The following is a 16,503-nucleotide window of genomic DNA, read 5'->3' as shown; positions in this document are numbered from 1 at the left end:
AGGGTAGTACGAAATTCGCAACTACGTTGCTGTTTCTCAAGGGTTTTCAGCCTACATTTTTATAAATAATAAACTCATGGTTCAAAGTCAAAATTCCATTCCTGCATTTGATATCAAACAGCAATACGCCTCGATTGAAGCAGAAGTGAGTAGTGCAGTTTTAGAGGTTTTAACTTCTGGTCGTTATATTGGCGGACCGGTGGTTGGAAACTTTGAGCAGCAGTTTGCTGCTTATCACGGTGTCAATGAATGTGTGGCTTGTAATTCCGGAACAGATGCGCTTTATCTAGCACTAAGAGCTTTTAATATAGGTGCAGACGATGAGGTAATTACAACACCCTTCACTTTTATTGCCACATCTGAGGTAATTGATGCTGTAGGAGCAAAACCAGTCTTTGTTGACATCGATGCAACTACTTTTAATTTAAATTTACAGCAAGTAGCAGCAGCGATCACACCCAAAACCAAAGCAATTATTCCTGTCCACTTGTTTGGACAACCTGTGGATATGACTGCACTCATGAGTATCGCTAACGCTCATCATCTCACAGTGATTGAAGATTGCGCTCAATCTACAGGTGCAACTTGGGGCGGACAAAGAGTAGGAAGTATAGGACACATCGGCTGTTTTAGCTTCTACCCTACCAAAAATCTCGGTGGTTGTGGCGATGGCGGGGCGATAACGACCAATGATCCAGAAATTGCTGCTAAGTTAAGGGTACTAAAAGAGCATGGTCAAAAAAATCGCTACATCCACGAAGAAATAGGTGTTAATAGCCGTTTAGATGCCATCCAAGCAGCTATTTTACAAATCAAGCTGCGTTATTTAGATATTTGGAATCAAAAAAGACGAGCGATCGCATCTCGTTACCAACAATTTCTCAATCAAGTTCCCGGTATTATTCCCCCCCAAGAATTAAATGGTGGCGAAGGAGTTTGGAACCAATACACGATTCGTGTCCTTAACAACAAAAGAGACTGGGTACGTAACCAATTGCAAGAACAGGGCGTAAATACAATGATTTACTATCCCCGTCCTCTACATTTACAACCAGTCTACGAAAGCTTGAACTATCAACCAGGACAACTACCAGTATCTGAACAAGCGTCCCAAGAGGTTTTATCCTTACCGATGTTTCCAGAACTTTCCGAGGAACAACAAGATCAGGTAATTTATAGCCTCAAGGATTGTCAGATCCCTGATCCCCGATCCCCGATCCCCGATCCCTAGCCTCTAACCTCTACACTCGTTCCTAAAGCTTCTACCAAACTACGGACAGCAGCAATCATGGCTACTTCGTTGTTGAGTTGGTTAATGGCGGCACCGACACCAACGCCAGCAGCACCAGCCGCGATCGCTAAGGGTACGGTAACGTTAGAAATTCCGGAAGCACACAGTACTGGAACCGATACCGCACGGGCAATTTCGTAAGCTGCTGCCAATGTGGGAGCAGCTTTTTCAATTAAGCCCAATGTACCAGCATGAGTGGGATTGCTGCTGGTGCCACCTTCGGTTTGGATGATGTCAGCACCAGCTTTTACCAATTCCTCAGCCAGTTGTACTTGCGCGTCAAGTGTGAGAATGTGGGGAACTGTCACAGAAAGGGTAATTTCTGGCAGTAAAACACGAATTTGGTGAGTCAGTGCTAAAACTTCCTCAGCCTCAAATCTACGTCCTTGAGCGTAGAAAGCATCAAAATTCCCAATTTCAATTAAATCCGCACCAGCATTTACTGCTGACAAGAATTTTTCTGGTTCTACCGCAGATACACAAATGGGTAGATTAGTCAAGCTCTTAGCTAATTCTACTAAGGTAGGATCAGCAGCAATATCAACAAAAGTCGCACCGCCGTGGTGTGCAGCTTTCACTGTTGCTGCTACACGAGCAGCATCAAAATTATTCAAACCGCTGATAACTTTGAGGGCGCAGCGGTTAGCAAATGCACGTTGGAGAGTCGGATGCATCGTCATGGTTTCTCTCGCAAATCATCAAAGTAGAAATATTTTCACACAAATTGAAGGCTTCCTCCTAGAGCTTTTAGTCCAGGGAGTCAACCTCAGCACACTTGAAGTATGCGTCAATGTTATTTGGAAAACTAGCCAGTAGCCACAAACAAAAACTTTATTGCTATAGAGTATTTGTTATGTTATGATGAAAAACTGATGCGGATGTGGCGGAATTGGCAGACGCGCTAGATTTAGGTTCTAGTACCGAAAGGTGTGAAGGTTCAAGTCCTTTCATCCGCACTTTTAATATGAATTACCCCTGGCTCAACGAAGGTAACTTCTCACTTCCGGGAAGAGTTTTTGGTAGGCAGTACAATAATTATCTATAAAGGTGACTGTAGTATCAGGAATTCTAGGCTGTGTCATAGTCCCAGCCTCCACTTCAGGGTTTTACCTTTATTTTACTCTGCCTAGAGTGACGGAAGAGGGTTAATTGATGGATTTTATTAATCCCTTGATAGCCTTTATCCGCTATGACTTTAAGTAATTCTCCAAATTTTATCCCACTACTTTTAAATAGCCTAAAATCATGGATTCTCCCCTGACTATGCCCTAAACAGATGATAATTCTCTAAGTATACTGGTATTAATTATTTTATTAATTGCCAAGATAAACTTTCAAATATCATGTTATTTGAATCGGCTTTTGAGTCAGGTAAAGTTTATTCAAAAAAGCGAAACGCTTAATATGAGTACATTTATTTATCAAATTTTTAGAGGTAGATAACCAACCTCTACACAGTTAACACAAAAATAAATTCAGAATTTATACTGTTTTAATCTTCTTACTTAATGTATAAGATGATATATGTTTTCCAGAACAGCTTCATTGCGAACTGAGGGAATTTATCTGTTCCCCTATCGGGGTCTAAAACTCCATTTTCTATAAGTTGCAAGTTTGGATTAGAGTTTAAATCCCTAACCTAAACTCCTCCGTTCCCTGTTTCCTTTTAAATACCAACATATCAAAATACAGGTATTTTCAAAATCACTTGTTAATCATATTAATGAAGGAGAAAATATGAACCATCCGCAAATGATGGTATCAAATAAATTAATTAATGAATTTAAAACTTGTAATCAATTAAAATATAGTGGCAAATTAAATATTAAAAGTGTTAATGGACAAAAATGGATTTTCTATTACCACGCTGGTAAAATGATTTGGGCAACAGGAGGTACTCATCCTTTCCGACGGTTGAGGCGGCAATTTGCTCAATACTGCCCTAGTATTGATATTGATAAGATACATTTACATCCTCAAGAATTATCACTTGATTACTGGGATTATTGTTTACTAGTGTCTCTATATAATCAAGAGAAAATTAAGCCTGAACAAATGACGGCTGTTATAGAAAACACTACCGCAGAGTTATTATTTGATCTTACTCAACAAGCCAATTTTTATTCTATAAGTTGCGATCGCAACCAAGAACTCTTCTTAGAAGCACCAGTCAGTATCAGCGATGCAGATATGTCTTTAAAGCTCATGCAAGAGTCTTGGGAAGATTGGTTAGCAAGTGGTCTCAAGAATATATCACCTAATTTAGCACCAAAATTGCGAAAACCAGAAGAACTTCAGAAACATGTAAGTTCAGCAGTCTACAATAATTTTGTGACTTTAATTAACGGCAAATATACTCTATGGGATTTAGCCGTCAAAATGAAGCAAAGTGTACTTTCAGTTTCCCATTCTTTGCTTCCTTATATATCCAAAGGAATCATTGAATTAGTAAAAGTTTTTGACTTACCCTTACGAATTATTGAAGTTAATAAAAATTCTTTCATCAAAAAAAATACAAATCCCAATAGTCTACTCGTTGCTTGTGTAAATAACAATCTTTCGCTGAGTCAAACACTTGAAGATATTCTCATTCCTAATGGGTTTAGATTTATTAATATTCAAGATACTATTCATGCCCTATCAATTCTAATTGAGCATAGACCAAACCTCATTTTTTTGAATTTAGTACTACCAGTTAGCAGTAGTTACGAAATCTGCGCTCAACTCAGGCGTATTTCCCTATTTTCTAATACGCCCATAATAATTTTAAGAGACAGTGATAGTCCTTTAGAGCGAATTCGAGCTAAAGTGGCAGGATCTACAGATTTACTCGCCAAACCTATATCATCTGACAAGGTAATGGGTATAGTACGTAAACACACACAAGCTTTTTCGGAATCGGTCATTAGTCATTAGTCATTAGTCATTAGTCATTAGTCATTAGTCATTAGTCATTAGTCATTAGTCATTAGTCATTAGTCATTAGTCATTAGTCATTAGTCATTTTTTCTCTTGACCATTGACCAATGACTAATAACTAATCTTCAAGTGATTGTGCTGGTACTTCGACAGCTGTCACGTCGATCGTACCGTCGGGTGTAGTGCGCTGAAAATGACCCTGTTGTACTAACAACAGTTCTCCACAATTAGGACACTGTAACTGAGTTTGATTCAAACCCGTAAATTCGTATCTACAAACGGGACATCGATCAGTAATTAGGTTACGTTGCAACCACCAACGAAATCCAAAAAATGCCAAAATAGGTGTGAGCAAAAGTAGCCCAACGATAATTAGCAATGAATTTACCAACCAGCCTAAGCCCAATGATCCTAGCAACCAAGCAATTACTATGAAGGTGAGCCAGGGGCGTAGTTGATACAGACTTAACTGAAAGTTTTTAAAGGTCATTTGTTAAAGTATCGTCCTGCTCTTCCTCTAGGATAGCGACTTTCTCCTAAGATTCTTTGACTTAATGTAAATTAACTTCTGCTTTGTGGAGTCAATTGACATGAGTCAATTGTCAATTGCTACTTTCAATAATTGACAATTGACAATTGACTAATTACCAATGACTCTTAAAACTGAGATAAGCGTTGCTGGTAGTAGTCCACAATTTTTTCTGTAACTTCGGTTACTGACAAACCATCTGTGATCACTTCAACGGCGTCTGGTGCTTTCTTCAAGGGAGAAACTTTGCGAGTGCTATCTTTCCAGTCGCGTTCAGCAATATCTTTTTCTAGCTGTTCTAAGGATATTTCAGGCTGATCTTGTTTTTTAAAGTCCTGTAGACGGCGACGGGCGCGTTCTTGTACAGAGGCGGTTAAAAATATTTTCACTTCTGCATCGGGGAAAACATGAGAACCAATATCCCGTCCTTCTGCAACTAAACCACCTTTTTTACCCCACCTTTGTTGTTGTTTTACTAATGCTTGACGCACAGCACTTTGTGCAGCAATCGCGGAAACATTAGACGTAACTTGAGTTGAGCGAATTGCTTGGGTAACATCATGATGGTTAATGTACACTTGCACAGGAGATTGTAAGTCCTGTCCTGGAGACAATTCAATCACACACCTATTGGCTAATTCTGCGATCGCACACTCATCATTTAAGGCGATTTCTTCATGCAGTACTAGCCAGGTGACGGCACGGTACATGGCTCCTGTATCTAAATATACTAGACCTAGTTTGGCTGCTACCTGACGTGCAACGGTAGATTTACCAGCTCCAGCTGGCCCATCAATAGCAATGATTGGCTGGCGATCGCGTAAAATCGTATTATCAATCAAACGTGTAGAACCAAGACGAGCGGCGATCGCGAGCATTCCTTCCTCCTGAACTTTTTCTATTGACATTAAAGTATTCGGTTCAACCAATTCAATATATTCCACAGATACAGAACTGACCATTGCTATTTCTTGCTGCACCACTGCAATAAGTTTGTTAGCATTGCGTTCTCCAGCACGAAAGGCTGCTTGGGCTTTTTGCAACCCACCATACAACACAGCTGCTTGCTGTTTTTCTGTGGTAGTCAAATATTGGTTACGAGAACTAATGGCTAAACCAGATGTTTCCCGCACCGTTGCACAAGCAACAATTTCGACCAAAAAATTTAAATCAACTACTAACTGTTTGATAATAGCTAACTGTTGACCATCTTTTTGACCAAAATAAGCTCGGTCAGGCTGTACTAAATTGAACAGCTTGGTAACAATCGTTGCCACACCCTGAAAGTGACCTGGACGATTTTTACCACACAAGCCTGATATCATAGCAGATGGCGGGTTAACTTGTGTAACTTTTGATTCTTGTATATTTTTCAGGTCAACTCCCATTTCTTCCGGAGTCGGCGCAAAAACTATATCTACCCCTGCTTGTTCGCACATTTGCAGGTCTTGGTCTAAAGTGCGGGGATAGCGGTGAAAATCCTCATTGGGACCAAATTGCAGAGGATTGACGAAAATACTGACAATAACCGTAGCATTTTCTTGCCGCGCCCGTTGAATTAAGCTGAAATGACCTTGGTGTAAGGCTCCCATAGTGGGAACTAGACCAACAGCCGTAAAAGGTCTCCCAGTCACCTCAAATTCTGATGGCCGTTCTTGCTCTGTAAGCTGGTTTTCCGAACGGCGCTGATCTAAATAGCAGCGTAAAGCCACAGTAGTTGTCAACAGGCGCACAAAAATACCCCTAGTCTTGATCTAAGCTCTCCCCCGTTAGTTTATATCCGATTTGGGAGGCAAGAAGCTAGTCTAGGGGAACAAAGGAAATGGTGGTTGCTTGTTGGTGATTGATAGTTGTTTGTTGTTTGCAACCTGCCACCAACAAACAACAAACAACAACTAACACCAAAAAACTACCTTCCCAGAATTTCAATTCGCACAGGTGCGATACCGCTGCTCATCATACCTAAAATCCGCGCTGCGCCTAGAGAGAGGTCAATAACCCGACCACGAATATATGGACCTCGGTCGTTGATTCGCACAACCACAGACCGACCATTGCGGGTATTGGTCACACGTACTCTTGTACCAAAAGGCAAGCTGCGGTGAGCTGCTGTCATTCCATTTGGATTGAACCTCTCACCAGTGGCGGTTTTATTACCAGAAAAATCATAGCCGTAGTAGGAAGCTACACCTTTGAAAGTATCTTGGACTTTGACAGCAATCTGATGTGGTAGCTTGTTTGACAGCGAGAAAGGCGCAGGTAAGTTAGCGATCTGACCTAAAGGCGATGCATTGCCTATGAGTCTACGTAAGCGGTTGGTTACTTGTAATGCATCTTGAGCGGGATCGTTGGTTGTATCCGCGAGTTTTGTGTTTTGGTTGATCTCTACCAGTTCTTGGTTATTGGCTTTAACTACGAAGCGATCGCCAGCTTTTTGTTGACCAGTTAGGCCTTTATTCTGATCTTGATTGGAGTTTGTAGATGCTTCTGATGCTTTCCAACTTACAATTATCTTGCTGGCGTCTACTTTATCTAGGACTAGCTGGTTAATTTTTGCTGCTACTACACTTGCCCTTTGAATGGGGTCATCTTCGTCCGAGCTAGTCTGAGTTGCCAAACTTGCACCTGTCCCGTTGGTTGCTGCTATTTGAGTAGGACTGCTGGTATCAAGAGCTTGAGATACCCCGTTGACGTTAGCGATTTCACCAACTTTTGTTTCTTCACTGACAACTGATTTTTGTCCTAGAAAACTGATCACGGGAATATCGCGGATATAGAGCGTTGCCACTGAGCGACCTGCTGCTTGGTGTGTTTGAATCTTAGCGATCGCAGCATCTGAAGCAGGATTTGCTGTTGGGGATTGGTATTCTCCTACTTTTTCCACATCACCGGAAGGCGTAAGTGGTGAGGTTGGAGCGATTTTCTTAGCTGTCTCAGTACGTCCAACTAAGGGCATTCCCAAAACTGTGCTACACACAGTGACAACAGTCCACAAATGTTTTTGATTCATGCGTCCGAATATTAAAGCGACTGTAGAACGGAGCTTTGATAGTTCGTAGGTTAAGCATTCAATTGAGAATAACTTTAGCCAACAACCGAACTCGTTCCGCTTTCACTTTTTGCTATTAACTGCAACAGACTAACACGAACTTCTGATCTTGGGGATCAGGGTTTTATCGCAAGTCTTGGTAACTTTATCGAAATTAAATTGGTATTTTAGGCTTAAAACCTTTCTAAAAAGAGGATCTTAGCGATGTAATAGTTTTTTTATTGTTTAGAAATTTTATTAGGAAAACTTAACATGATTTGGTATTTAAATCTATCAAATTGCATATGGTCTTGCCTAAACAGCTCATTAATGTTATTGAGTTTTTCAAAAATTTTATTTTTCCATGAATTTACTTATAATAAGTAATTATACTTACTATTTAAAATTAAAATTAATCATAATCTTAAGTTATCTTTATAACATTTTTTCAGTAGCGATTGCCAATAGTTAATCAAAGACAGCAACAAGGGGATCGCTGATAATAGAGCTAAGATGTGGAATTATGATTACAATTATTTTGATATTGATTATCTTTTTATGAATGTTCTTGTTGTAACAAGTGTTTAGATACACTGAATTCATCAAGCGCAGCAGATATATAGTAAGATAAATTACATATGTCTTAAACAAGAGACTAAAAAGGTAGTTCCACTTCCAAGATTTTTTTACAAAAAAATAAAAAATAATTATCTAAAAAATTAACCAGAATTGCTGATGCTATGCGAATCATTTGTAACCACAGCAATGAGACACAATATTTGACTTTGGGTAGTTGAGAACGCGTGATTTTTTAAACTTAGTATACTTTATCCTTCATACTTCAGACTTTTTCACTCAGCTTCATGACAAACCAAGAAGATTTAGCAAAAAATTCATCATCACTACAAACTTTCATTGATGACTTGTATTCCAAATACAAACCATTGCAGGATGGTGTAGTCGCCAAATACATCCCAGAATTGGCTAAGGTAGACCCGGATTTGTTTGCTATCAGTATCGTCAGTGTGAACGGTGAAGTTTACGAAGTTGGGAATTATCAGCAGCTATTTACGATTCAATCCATATCGAAGGTATTTGCATATGGACTCGCCCTTGAAGATCACGGGCGAGATTATATCTTAACCAGAGTAGGTGTGGAGCCGACAGGAGACGCATTCAACGCCATTGTGCTAGACGAACAATCCAAGCGACCTTACAATCCAATGGTTAATGCTGGTGCGATCGCCACAACTAGTTTGATCAAAGGGTCGGATGCAACTGAGCGTTTAAACCGGATGTTAGAGATGTTCCAAAACTACATCGGGCGTGATGTCTTCGTTGATATCTCAGCGTTTACCTCAGAACGTACCACCGGACACCGTAACCGAGCGATGGCGTACCTTATGCTCAACTTTGGCATGATTGACAAACCCATTGATGAAGCATTGGATTTATACTTTCAGCAGTGTGCTGTGATGGTGAATTGCCATGATTTAGCAGTGATGGCGGCGACACTAGCAAATAAAGGTATCAACCCAATGACAAAGCAACAAGCTGTTGATCATCGGTATATCAAAGACATTCTCAGTGTCATGTACACCTGTGGAATGTATAATTTCGCTGGAGAGTGGGCATACAAAGTTGGTATTCCCGCCAAAAGTGGGATCTCTGGTGGAATTATCGCCGTAGTACCCAACAAGATGGGGATTGCAGTATTTTCCCCGCGTTTAGATGCACGTGGTAACAGCGTCCGGGGAGTAAAGGTGTGCGAGGAGCTTTCCCAACATTTGGGTTTACATTTGTTTGAGTGTTCGGGGTTAGCCAATGGTCAATAGTCAATCTAAGCCTGTACTATCCAATTGGGAAGTTTAAATGTAGTTTGAAGCTCTATCATATTTTTTTTGAATCTTAGTACCAGTAACTGTTCTGCAACCCTTGTTTAAGGTCGATTTGATTACTTAAAAAATCCACCTAGCTAACTGGTGGATTTTAATAGTTGTAAATAGCGTTCAAGCTATAAATTGGACATTACACTCCAGTATGAATTGTTATCCATAAAACTCCTGCTATAGATTACTATTCATACCACGCGTCTTAGTACAAATATGTAGCTACTTAGGTCGGATGTGCTGGAGGACGATTTTTTGGAGTTCTCATTTTAAACTAATCCTATTTTACTATGTTACTTCTCACCTCCTCACGTCTTCATGCTCTTGCTAATAAAGGCGCAGCAGCAAGGAGAGTTTGTGTATAGGGATGTTGAGGGTTGGCAAAAATTTCTTTGGTGGGGCCGATTTCAACTATTTTGCCACCGTTCATGACAGCAATGCGATCGCACAAAAATCTCGCTAACCACAAATCATGAGTAATAAACAAATACGTTAAATCAAATTCTTCTTTCAACTCCAACATCAAATCTAATACTTGCGACTGTACGCTAGCATCTAACATGCTCACGGGTTCATCACAAATCAAAAGTTTCGGATGAGTAATCAAAGCACGAGCAATTGCGACTCGCTGCTGCTGTCCTCCTGATAAATCTGAGGGATAACGCTGATAATAAACCTCTGCTGGTTGTAATCCGACCTTTTCTAGCATTCCTAAAACCTGCTGTTTTGCTTCTTCAGGAGTTGCAATCTGATGAATTAATAGTGGATCAGCTATACTTTGTCCTACAGTCATCGCCGGATTGAGACAAGCATGGGGGTCTTGAAATACCATTTGCATTTGTCGTCGTTGCTGGCGGATTTCTTGTCGAGATAAGTTAGTGATGTCTTTACCAAGAAACTCAACTTTCCCAGCACTGGGACGAACTAGTTGCAAGATTGTCCGCGATAATGTACTTTTACCGCAACCAGACTCCCCGACTAATCCTAAAATTTCCCCTGGATATAATTCTAAGTTAATGCCATCAACAGCTTTGATAGTTTGACCTTGCCCTTTAAATATGCGCTCAACAAAATTAGGCTCGATAGTGTAATGCTGTTTGAGGTCTTGGACACGCAGAATCGGGGATCGGGGATTCTCCAGAGGAGACGCTACGCGTAGACGCGTCAGCGGCTTCTCATAGAGTACGGGGATTGGGGATTGGGGATCGGGAAAAGACAAAAGAGAAATTCCCCCTTGTCCCAACTCAGTATCTTCTACACTTTGAATATGCAAAGCCGCTTGGAGGAGCGATCGCGTATATTCGTGTTCTGGATGTCGAAATACTGATTCTGTGGTACCCATTTCTACCATTTTGCCGTTATACATAACGCCAATGCGATCGCAATACTCTGCCACCATTGCCAAATCATGGGAAATTAAGAGTAGTGCCATGTTTTCTTCTGCACACAGTCGGGTTAGTTCTTGCAAAATCTGGGCTGAGACTGTGACATCTAAGCTGGTGGTGGGTTCATCGGCGACTATTAGCTTTGGTTGCAATAACAAAGCTAAAGCAATTGCTACCCGTTGTCGCATTCCACCACTAAACTCATGCGGATACTGATTCCAGCGAGTAGCAGGTATATTGACTTTCTCTAAAGTGGCGATCGCTTTTTCTTTCGCTGCTTTTGCTGACAATTTGGGTGAGTGCGCCTTTAGTGTTTCTACACAATGATTGCCAATGGTCATCAATGGGTCAAGGCGCGTCATTGGGTCTTGAAATATTAATGCTACCGCCTCACCCCGAAATTTACGAATCTGTATTGGTGTTAAATCAAACACTGATTGACCTTGAAATGTCACCTGTCCTTCAATCTGAGTAGATGGTGGTAACAACCGCATTGCTGCTCTTCCCAAAGTTGATTTACCACACCCAGACTCTCCTACCAATCCCATTTTTTCACCCGGTTGCAGGCTGAAAGATACATCATCAACAGCCCACTGAGTATTTTCATGACTACGGTGAGGATAGGCAACCCGCAAATGTTCAATAGAAAATAAGGTCATATGATTTAATTTTTATCAATCAGATATCAGCGTGTAAGTTACTAAATATAAAGCATCACCACTAAAAACAGAGAGAAAAAATCATCCCTGAGATGGTTTTAATGTTTAGCATTTTTGCTCGTTAATGTCTACCTACTTCATGACGAACAATGTATCAAACTTATTATTAGAGTGTGAGATTTTGTTCATAAAATCTATAAAATAAAACACACTATAATTTCAATTTGTTTTGAAGTGGGGTGAAGAAGCCATGTTGGAACCTATACAAACTATTACTATTTTTCAAAAACAACTTGGTCCGGTAATCTTTTCACCTGGTCAAATAATCTTTGAGGAAGGACAATTAGGAGATTGCATGTATGGTGTGGTAGAAGGAGAAGTTGAGTTAAAAGTCAATGGTAGGATTGTAGAGACTATAAAAGCCGGAAATGTGTTTGGTACAGGAGTGCTGATTGGTATCAAAAACAGAACTTATACAGCGATCGCCAAAATAGAGTGCAAACTAGCTTATTTAGACCAAGCAAGGTTTTTGTTCGCTGTTCAGGAAACTCCGGTATTTGCGATCGAAGTGATCAGAAACTACTCAGAACGATTGACTCGCTTACGACAAGAGTTATTGGGGTGAACTAGTACCCTATAATTGGCAATGAGATAAAAATATAATGGCTAGTTCCTAAGAAACCAAAGAAATTTGTAATAGCGGCGATCGCGCATCTTAATATATCGCTGATTTATGGAAAATTGTAAGATTAAAGTTCCAGTGAAATCAAAAATCTCAAATCCCAAAGAAATTGCACAATGCTGATCTCTGCTGATACGCGGATTTCTTTCCCTCGTTCCCTAGTTTATGCCACCTACCGAGATAAGCTAGTTGAACTAATTCCCTACATGCCAAACATACGTCAAATTGAGGTGAAATCCCGCCGTGAGGAGGATAGACAAGTCTACAGTATCAACGAATGGCATGGAGGGGGAGAAATTCCACTCGCAGCAAGGGCTATACTCAGTGAAGATATGCTCTCTTGGACAGAATACAATACTTGGAACGAAGCTGAGTTTTTAGTGGAGTGGCGGATTAAAACTCACGTCTATACCGAAGCTGTCCACTGTGCAGGAAAGAACCGCTTTCTCGCAGATGGTGATAGCACGATTATTAAAAGTCGTGGCGAACTCATGATTGATTCCAAGCAAATCAAAGGTGTACCTTGGTTTATTGCTAGCAAAGTTGCAGAGATAGTTGAGGATTTTCTCGGCAAGAAAATTCAGCCAAATCTATTGCAAATGAGCGAAGGGGTACGTCAGTATCTGGAGCGACAAGCAAAAGGCTAAGTAGTTGGACAAAATTAAATTCATTGGTAACAGTTAACATTTAGTTCTGTCTGAAGTTATCGTGGTATCCATGAATTCCACGTATATTCTGACTGAAACTTAGTATATGAGGCTATGCCGTTATTCAATTACGCTGACCATCTGTTTTACTTACCTGAGTTTGGCTTATGCTTCCCCAAGCACAGCGACACAAAACCTTGAGAGATGCACAGATGGGGTGTTTTGTGATCGGGAGACTGTATTCAGAAATCCCGCCATTTTGACCAGGAAGCACCTCCCTACTTACCCAGCGCTCAAAGTGTCAGATTTGACCACAACTTGGGATAAAAATATTTTTGTCAGCCTCAATTCAGAATCTAGCACAAACAACAAGCAACCAAAAGAGCGCGATTTTGTTTGGTGGTTAGTAGTGGCGATCGCTATTTTCGGAAGTACTGGTGCATTATTATTTTTAATCAAATTCTTGGGTGGAAGCAAAAAAGTTACCGCTAATAAAAAAGATACCCCCTTGTTGGAAAGCTCGACTCAAACAGAATTCCTCCAAGAGACACCACCTTCACAAGAATTAAATACCACTCTACAAGTATCTACCACGTCACAATCTACAAAATTACTACCACCATCACCAACAGAAAGTACTTCTCGCCTAGCCAAAGTAAATATTGTTGAAGAATTAATTCAAGATTTAAGCAGTCCTGATCCCATCAAGCGACGCAAAGCGATTTGGAGTTTAGGTCAACAAGGAGACTCACGGGCTATTCAACCCTTAGTAGATTTAATGATTGATGCAGATTCACAACAGCGCAGTCTCATTTTGGCTGCTTTAGCAGAAATTGGGGTTAGCACACTTAAACCAATGAATAACGCTTTAGCTATCTCTCTACAAGATCAAAGCCCTCAAGTACGGCAAAATGCTATTCGTGATCTCACTCGTGTTTATGACATGATGGCTCAAATTAGTCAAATTTTATGTCATGCGGTGCAAGATTGTGATCCCGAAGTCCAAGCAACAGCCCGATATGCTCTGATACAAATGAATCGTATTCGAGGTTTACCTGCTGGTGACAGTATATCGGATAATTCATCCCCAGCAAAAAAATAAAATTAAATTGTTTGTAGTAAGGGCTTTAGCCCTTTTCATCAATTTTGAATGCTAATTATAATTAATATAGCCATTCCATATTCGCAACCTTGACTGTCAGCAAATTCAACTAAATCAGGTGAGTGAGGATGCGATCGCTTTGCCAGGAGTATTCCGCTACAATCAAATCCTGTGAACTGTGCATAGGGAGAAACGAGGGTGCCTACACTCGGCGTAAATATTGATCATATCGCTACCATCCGGCAAGCGCGACGGACGGTGGAACCAGACCCCATCGCAGGGGCGGTATTAGCAGAATTAGGTGGTGCAGATGGGATTACGGCCCATCTGCGAGAAGACAGACGACATATCCAAGAACGGGATGTGCGTTTATTGCGACAGACAGTCAGAACACATTTAAATTTGGAAATGGCTGCTACGGATGAAATGGTAGCGATCGCCCTCGATATCAAACCAGACTATGTAACTTTAGTCCCTGAACGACGGGAGGAAGTAACCACAGAAGGTGGATTAGATATCGCGGGTCAAATTGCTAGAATTGGAGAGGTTGTTGATAAACTACAAAGTGCTGGTATTCCAGTAAGTTTGTTTATCGATGCCGAACCTGCACAAATAGATGCTTCTGTCAAGGTAAAGGCAAAATTCATTGAACTGCACACTGGACGCTATGCTGAAGCTAAAGACGAAAAAAGTCGGAAGCAGGAACTAGATGTGTTAACAGCCGGGTGCGAGCAAGCGATGAAAGCCGGATTGCGAATCAACGCCGGTCATGGACTCACCTACTGGAATGTCTACCCCGTTGCTTGTCTTCCTGGTATGGAAGAACTTAACATAGGTCATACCATCATCAGCCGGGCTGTATTAGTAGGCATGGAAAGAGCAGTCCAGGAGATGAAATTAGCCATGCGCGGGCAATTTTAGAGGGGATTGGGGATTGGGGATTGGGGATTGGTCATGAATCAGTTAACAGTCTAATTTTGATAACTGATAACTGATAACTGATAACTGATAAGTCCCCCTTGTCTCCTTTTCCCGATCCCTAGAAATAAAATCTCTGCGAAATCTAGAAATTTATTGGTAATTACGGACACTACAAGTTAAATCTGAAACCAAAAAATTCTATGAGCGCACAACAATCTCAAGACCTACCACTTTGGGTACAAGACCGGGATGAAGTCATTGCACAAAGCAAAGATGCTCAATGGCGCTACGGTGTCCCTCCTGATTATGCCGAATCAAAAGCAGGTCTTGCTCAGGAGAGCAAATGTTGTCATTTAGAAGGTTCTCTAGAAGCGATCGTACAAAATTTGGTGAGAACCTTTGAAATGGAGGTATCTTTTAAAAGCAATCCCCAACAGTGGTTGTCAGTTGTACAAGATAAGTTTCGTATGAGTAGTAACGGCGGCTCGCTCTACACTGCTCAAGATGTATATGCTTCTGGAACTTACAATACATTTATTGGTGATGTAGAAAATTATAAAGCTTCTGAGGAAACCTTTGAATCTTCAGGTAAACTTTTCCGGACTGCGTTTCCAAAAGGATTTTTGTGGGAAGTACTGGAGGTTTATTCAGGTCCACCCAACGTTACATTCAAGTGGCGACATTGGGGAACATTTAATGGGCCATATAAAGACTATGCACCCACAGGACAGACGGTGGAAATAGTTGGGATGAGTCTTGCTCGTGTTACAGATAATTTGAAAATTCTTGCTGTTGAGCATTATTTTGACAATAGCGAATTTTTAAACAAGCTCACAAGTGGTAACAAACAGGCTAATGATCAACAACCAGCCAATGCTTGTCCTTTTGGATCGTGGTTAAAAAGATTAAAACTGAGATAATTTGTCAAGGACATAGTAGATAATACTATGTCCCCACTTTAATCTATTTAGCAAAGAACGAAAATGAAAACATACTATTACGTTTTGGCAAGTCAACGCTTTCTATTAGAAGAAGAACCAATGGAAGAAGTGTTGCGAGAACGTACCCGTCACTATCACGAACAAGAAAAAGAAATAGATTTTTGGGTAGTGAAACAACCTGCTTTTCTGGAAACACCCCAGATGGCACAAGTTAAGGCAAAATGTCCGCAACCAGCAGTAGCAATTATTTCTACTAATCACCAATTTATTACTTGGCTGAAACTGCGATTAGAATACGTGATCACAGGGGAATTTCAAGCCCCTTCTGAAAGTATCGCCGAGCCTCTGGCATCTCTTACCACTGTGTCTTAGTTGGGGAAAGGGGATTGGGGATTGGGGATAAGGGACAGGTGGGGTCCCCTCTCCCCCCAAGGCTTGTGTGTACACCGTAGCCCAAGGGAGTGGGGATTAGGGGCGAAGGGGTAACGGGGATCGGAAATAACCAACAAC

14 protein-coding genes, 1 tRNA gene and 1 pseudogene are annotated in these 16,503 nt (G+C 40.8%); 10 read left to right on the top strand and 6 right to left on the bottom strand.

What is annotated here, in order from left to right; genetic code table 11:
- Positions 1 to 76: 76 nt before the first annotated feature.
- Entirely contained in the window at positions 77 to 1,231 is a 1,155-nt protein-coding gene (locus ACE1AT_RS15345) for a DegT/DnrJ/EryC1/StrS family aminotransferase (RefSeq protein WP_374869751.1), read from the top strand.
- On the opposite strand, the gene ACE1AT_RS15340 is transcribed toward ACE1AT_RS15345, so the two are convergent.
- A complete protein-coding gene (locus tag ACE1AT_RS15340) occupies positions 1,228 to 1,971 on the bottom strand; it encodes a DUF561 domain-containing protein (protein ID WP_374869749.1) in 744 nt (247 codons plus the stop codon). The two genes, ACE1AT_RS15345 and ACE1AT_RS15340, sit on opposite strands and share 4 nt — an antisense overlap.
- Positions 1,972 to 2,165: 194 nt before the next feature.
- On the opposite strand from ACE1AT_RS15340, the gene ACE1AT_RS15335 reads away from it, so the two are divergent.
- Positions 2,166 to 2,247, top strand: a tRNA-Leu gene (locus ACE1AT_RS15335).
- A 187-nt stretch (positions 2,248 to 2,434) separates the two neighbouring features.
- Here the strand turns inward: ACE1AT_RS15335 and ACE1AT_RS15330 are convergent.
- A pseudogene (locus ACE1AT_RS15330) lies at positions 2,435 to 2,548 on the bottom strand (IS5/IS1182 family transposase); the annotation flags it as partial.
- A gap of 480 nt (positions 2,549 to 3,028) precedes the next feature.
- On the opposite strand from ACE1AT_RS15330, the gene ACE1AT_RS15325 reads away from it, so the two are divergent.
- Entirely contained in the window at positions 3,029 to 4,207 is a 1,179-nt protein-coding gene (locus ACE1AT_RS15325; RefSeq protein ID WP_374869747.1) for a response regulator, read from the top strand.
- Positions 4,208 to 4,328: 121 nt separating this feature from the next.
- On the opposite strand, the gene ACE1AT_RS15320 is transcribed toward ACE1AT_RS15325, so the two are convergent.
- The 3 genes from ACE1AT_RS15320 to ACE1AT_RS15310 all read right to left on the bottom strand — a co-directional run bounded on the left by ACE1AT_RS15320 (position 4,329) and on the right by ACE1AT_RS15310 (position 7,749).
- Positions 4,329 to 4,700, bottom strand: coding sequence for a hypothetical protein (locus tag ACE1AT_RS15320; protein WP_374869745.1), 372 nt, complete (start codon positions 4,698 to 4,700; stop codon positions 4,329 to 4,331).
- Positions 4,701 to 4,867: 167 nt separating this feature from the next.
- The gene (locus ACE1AT_RS15315) at positions 4,868 to 6,472 is read right to left on the bottom strand and encodes a bifunctional pantoate--beta-alanine ligase/(d)CMP kinase (RefSeq protein ID WP_374869743.1); all 1,605 of its coding nucleotides are present in this window, start codon (positions 6,470 to 6,472) and stop codon (positions 4,868 to 4,870) included.
- A gap of 176 nt (positions 6,473 to 6,648) precedes the next feature.
- On the bottom strand, positions 6,649 to 7,749 hold the full coding sequence (locus ACE1AT_RS15310; protein ID WP_374869741.1) for a septal ring lytic transglycosylase RlpA family protein: 1,101 nt from the start codon (positions 7,747 to 7,749) through the stop codon (positions 6,649 to 6,651).
- Positions 7,750 to 8,630: 881 nt separating this feature from the next.
- On the opposite strand from ACE1AT_RS15310, the gene glsA reads away from it, so the two are divergent.
- Positions 8,631 to 9,602, top strand: a complete 972-nt coding sequence (gene glsA, locus ACE1AT_RS15305; RefSeq protein ID WP_374869739.1) for a glutaminase A — start codon at positions 8,631 to 8,633, stop codon at positions 9,600 to 9,602.
- Positions 9,603 to 9,972: 370 nt separating this feature from the next.
- Here glsA and ACE1AT_RS15300 read toward each other — a convergent pair whose 3' ends face one another.
- Positions 9,973 to 11,700 (bottom strand): dipeptide ABC transporter ATP-binding protein, encoded by a 1,728-nt coding sequence (locus ACE1AT_RS15300; RefSeq protein WP_374869737.1) that lies wholly within the window; start codon positions 11,698 to 11,700, stop codon positions 9,973 to 9,975.
- A 250-nt stretch (positions 11,701 to 11,950) separates the two neighbouring features.
- Here ACE1AT_RS15300 and ACE1AT_RS15295 point away from each other — a divergent pair, with 250 nt between their 5' ends.
- The 6 genes from ACE1AT_RS15295 (at position 11,951) to ACE1AT_RS15270 (ending at position 16,365) form a co-directional block, all read left to right on the top strand.
- Positions 11,951 to 12,325, top strand: a complete 375-nt coding sequence (locus tag ACE1AT_RS15295) for a cyclic nucleotide-binding domain-containing protein (RefSeq protein ID WP_374869735.1) — start codon at positions 11,951 to 11,953, stop codon at positions 12,323 to 12,325.
- 173 nt (positions 12,326 to 12,498) lie between these two features.
- Entirely contained in the window at positions 12,499 to 13,029 is a 531-nt protein-coding gene (locus ACE1AT_RS15290; protein ID WP_374869733.1) for a hypothetical protein, read from the top strand.
- Positions 13,030 to 13,135: 106 nt separating this feature from the next.
- Positions 13,136 to 14,131: a HEAT repeat domain-containing protein gene (locus tag ACE1AT_RS15285; protein WP_374869731.1), complete on the top strand. Its 996-nt coding sequence runs from the start codon at positions 13,136 to 13,138 to the stop codon at positions 14,129 to 14,131.
- Between the two features lie 198 nt (positions 14,132 to 14,329).
- Positions 14,330 to 15,052 carry a pyridoxine 5'-phosphate synthase gene (locus ACE1AT_RS15280; RefSeq protein WP_374869729.1) on the top strand — a complete coding sequence of 241 codons (723 nt, stop codon included), beginning with the start codon at positions 14,330 to 14,332 and terminating at the stop codon, positions 15,050 to 15,052.
- A gap of 200 nt (positions 15,053 to 15,252) precedes the next feature.
- Positions 15,253 to 15,972 (top strand): ester cyclase, encoded by a 720-nt coding sequence (locus ACE1AT_RS15275; protein ID WP_374869727.1) that lies wholly within the window; start codon positions 15,253 to 15,255, stop codon positions 15,970 to 15,972.
- Between the two features lie 63 nt (positions 15,973 to 16,035).
- Positions 16,036 to 16,365: an MgPME-cyclase complex family protein gene (locus ACE1AT_RS15270; protein WP_374869725.1), complete on the top strand. Its 330-nt coding sequence runs from the start codon at positions 16,036 to 16,038 to the stop codon at positions 16,363 to 16,365.
- The last annotated feature ends 138 nt before the right edge of the window (positions 16,366 to 16,503 follow it).

Origin of the sequence: Pelatocladus sp. BLCC-F211 (assembly GCF_041928655.1) — a bacterium.
Classification (GTDB): Bacteria; Cyanobacteriota; Cyanobacteriia; order Cyanobacteriales; family Nostocaceae; genus Pelatocladus.
The sequence above is the reverse complement of the archived record's forward strand: the minus strand, read 5'-3'. Positions and strand labels throughout refer to the sequence as shown.

What these genes read in the sequence shown, in the direction of transcription:
- ACE1AT_RS15270 (WP_374869725.1), top strand. Translation starts at nt 16,036, where the DNA reads ATGAAAACATACTATTACGTTTTGGCAAGTCAACGCTTTCTATTAGAA.
- ACE1AT_RS15275 (WP_374869727.1), top strand. Translation starts at nt 15,253, where the DNA reads ATGAGCGCACAACAATCTCAAGACCTACCACTTTGGGTACAAGACCGG.
- ACE1AT_RS15295 (WP_374869735.1), top strand. Translation starts at nt 11,951, where the DNA reads ATGTTGGAACCTATACAAACTATTACTATTTTTCAAAAACAACTTGGT.
- ACE1AT_RS15310 (WP_374869741.1), bottom strand. Translation starts at nt 7,749, where the DNA reads ATGAATCAAAAACATTTGTGGACTGTTGTCACTGTGTGTAGCACAGTT.
- ACE1AT_RS15345 (WP_374869751.1), top strand. Translation starts at nt 77, where the DNA reads ATGGTTCAAAGTCAAAATTCCATTCCTGCATTTGATATCAAACAGCAA.
- ACE1AT_RS15325 (WP_374869747.1), top strand. Translation starts at nt 3,029, where the DNA reads ATGAACCATCCGCAAATGATGGTATCAAATAAATTAATTAATGAATTT.
- glsA (WP_374869739.1), top strand. Translation starts at nt 8,631, where the DNA reads ATGACAAACCAAGAAGATTTAGCAAAAAATTCATCATCACTACAAACT.
- ACE1AT_RS15290 (WP_374869733.1), top strand. Translation starts at nt 12,499, where the DNA reads ATGCTGATCTCTGCTGATACGCGGATTTCTTTCCCTCGTTCCCTAGTT.
- ACE1AT_RS15285 (WP_374869731.1), top strand. Translation starts at nt 13,136, where the DNA reads ATGAGGCTATGCCGTTATTCAATTACGCTGACCATCTGTTTTACTTAC.
- ACE1AT_RS15300 (WP_374869737.1), bottom strand. Translation starts at nt 11,700, where the DNA reads ATGACCTTATTTTCTATTGAACATTTGCGGGTTGCCTATCCTCACCGT.
- ACE1AT_RS15320 (WP_374869745.1), bottom strand. Translation starts at nt 4,700, where the DNA reads ATGACCTTTAAAAACTTTCAGTTAAGTCTGTATCAACTACGCCCCTGG.
- ACE1AT_RS15340 (WP_374869749.1), bottom strand. Translation starts at nt 1,971, where the DNA reads ATGACGATGCATCCGACTCTCCAACGTGCATTTGCTAACCGCTGCGCC.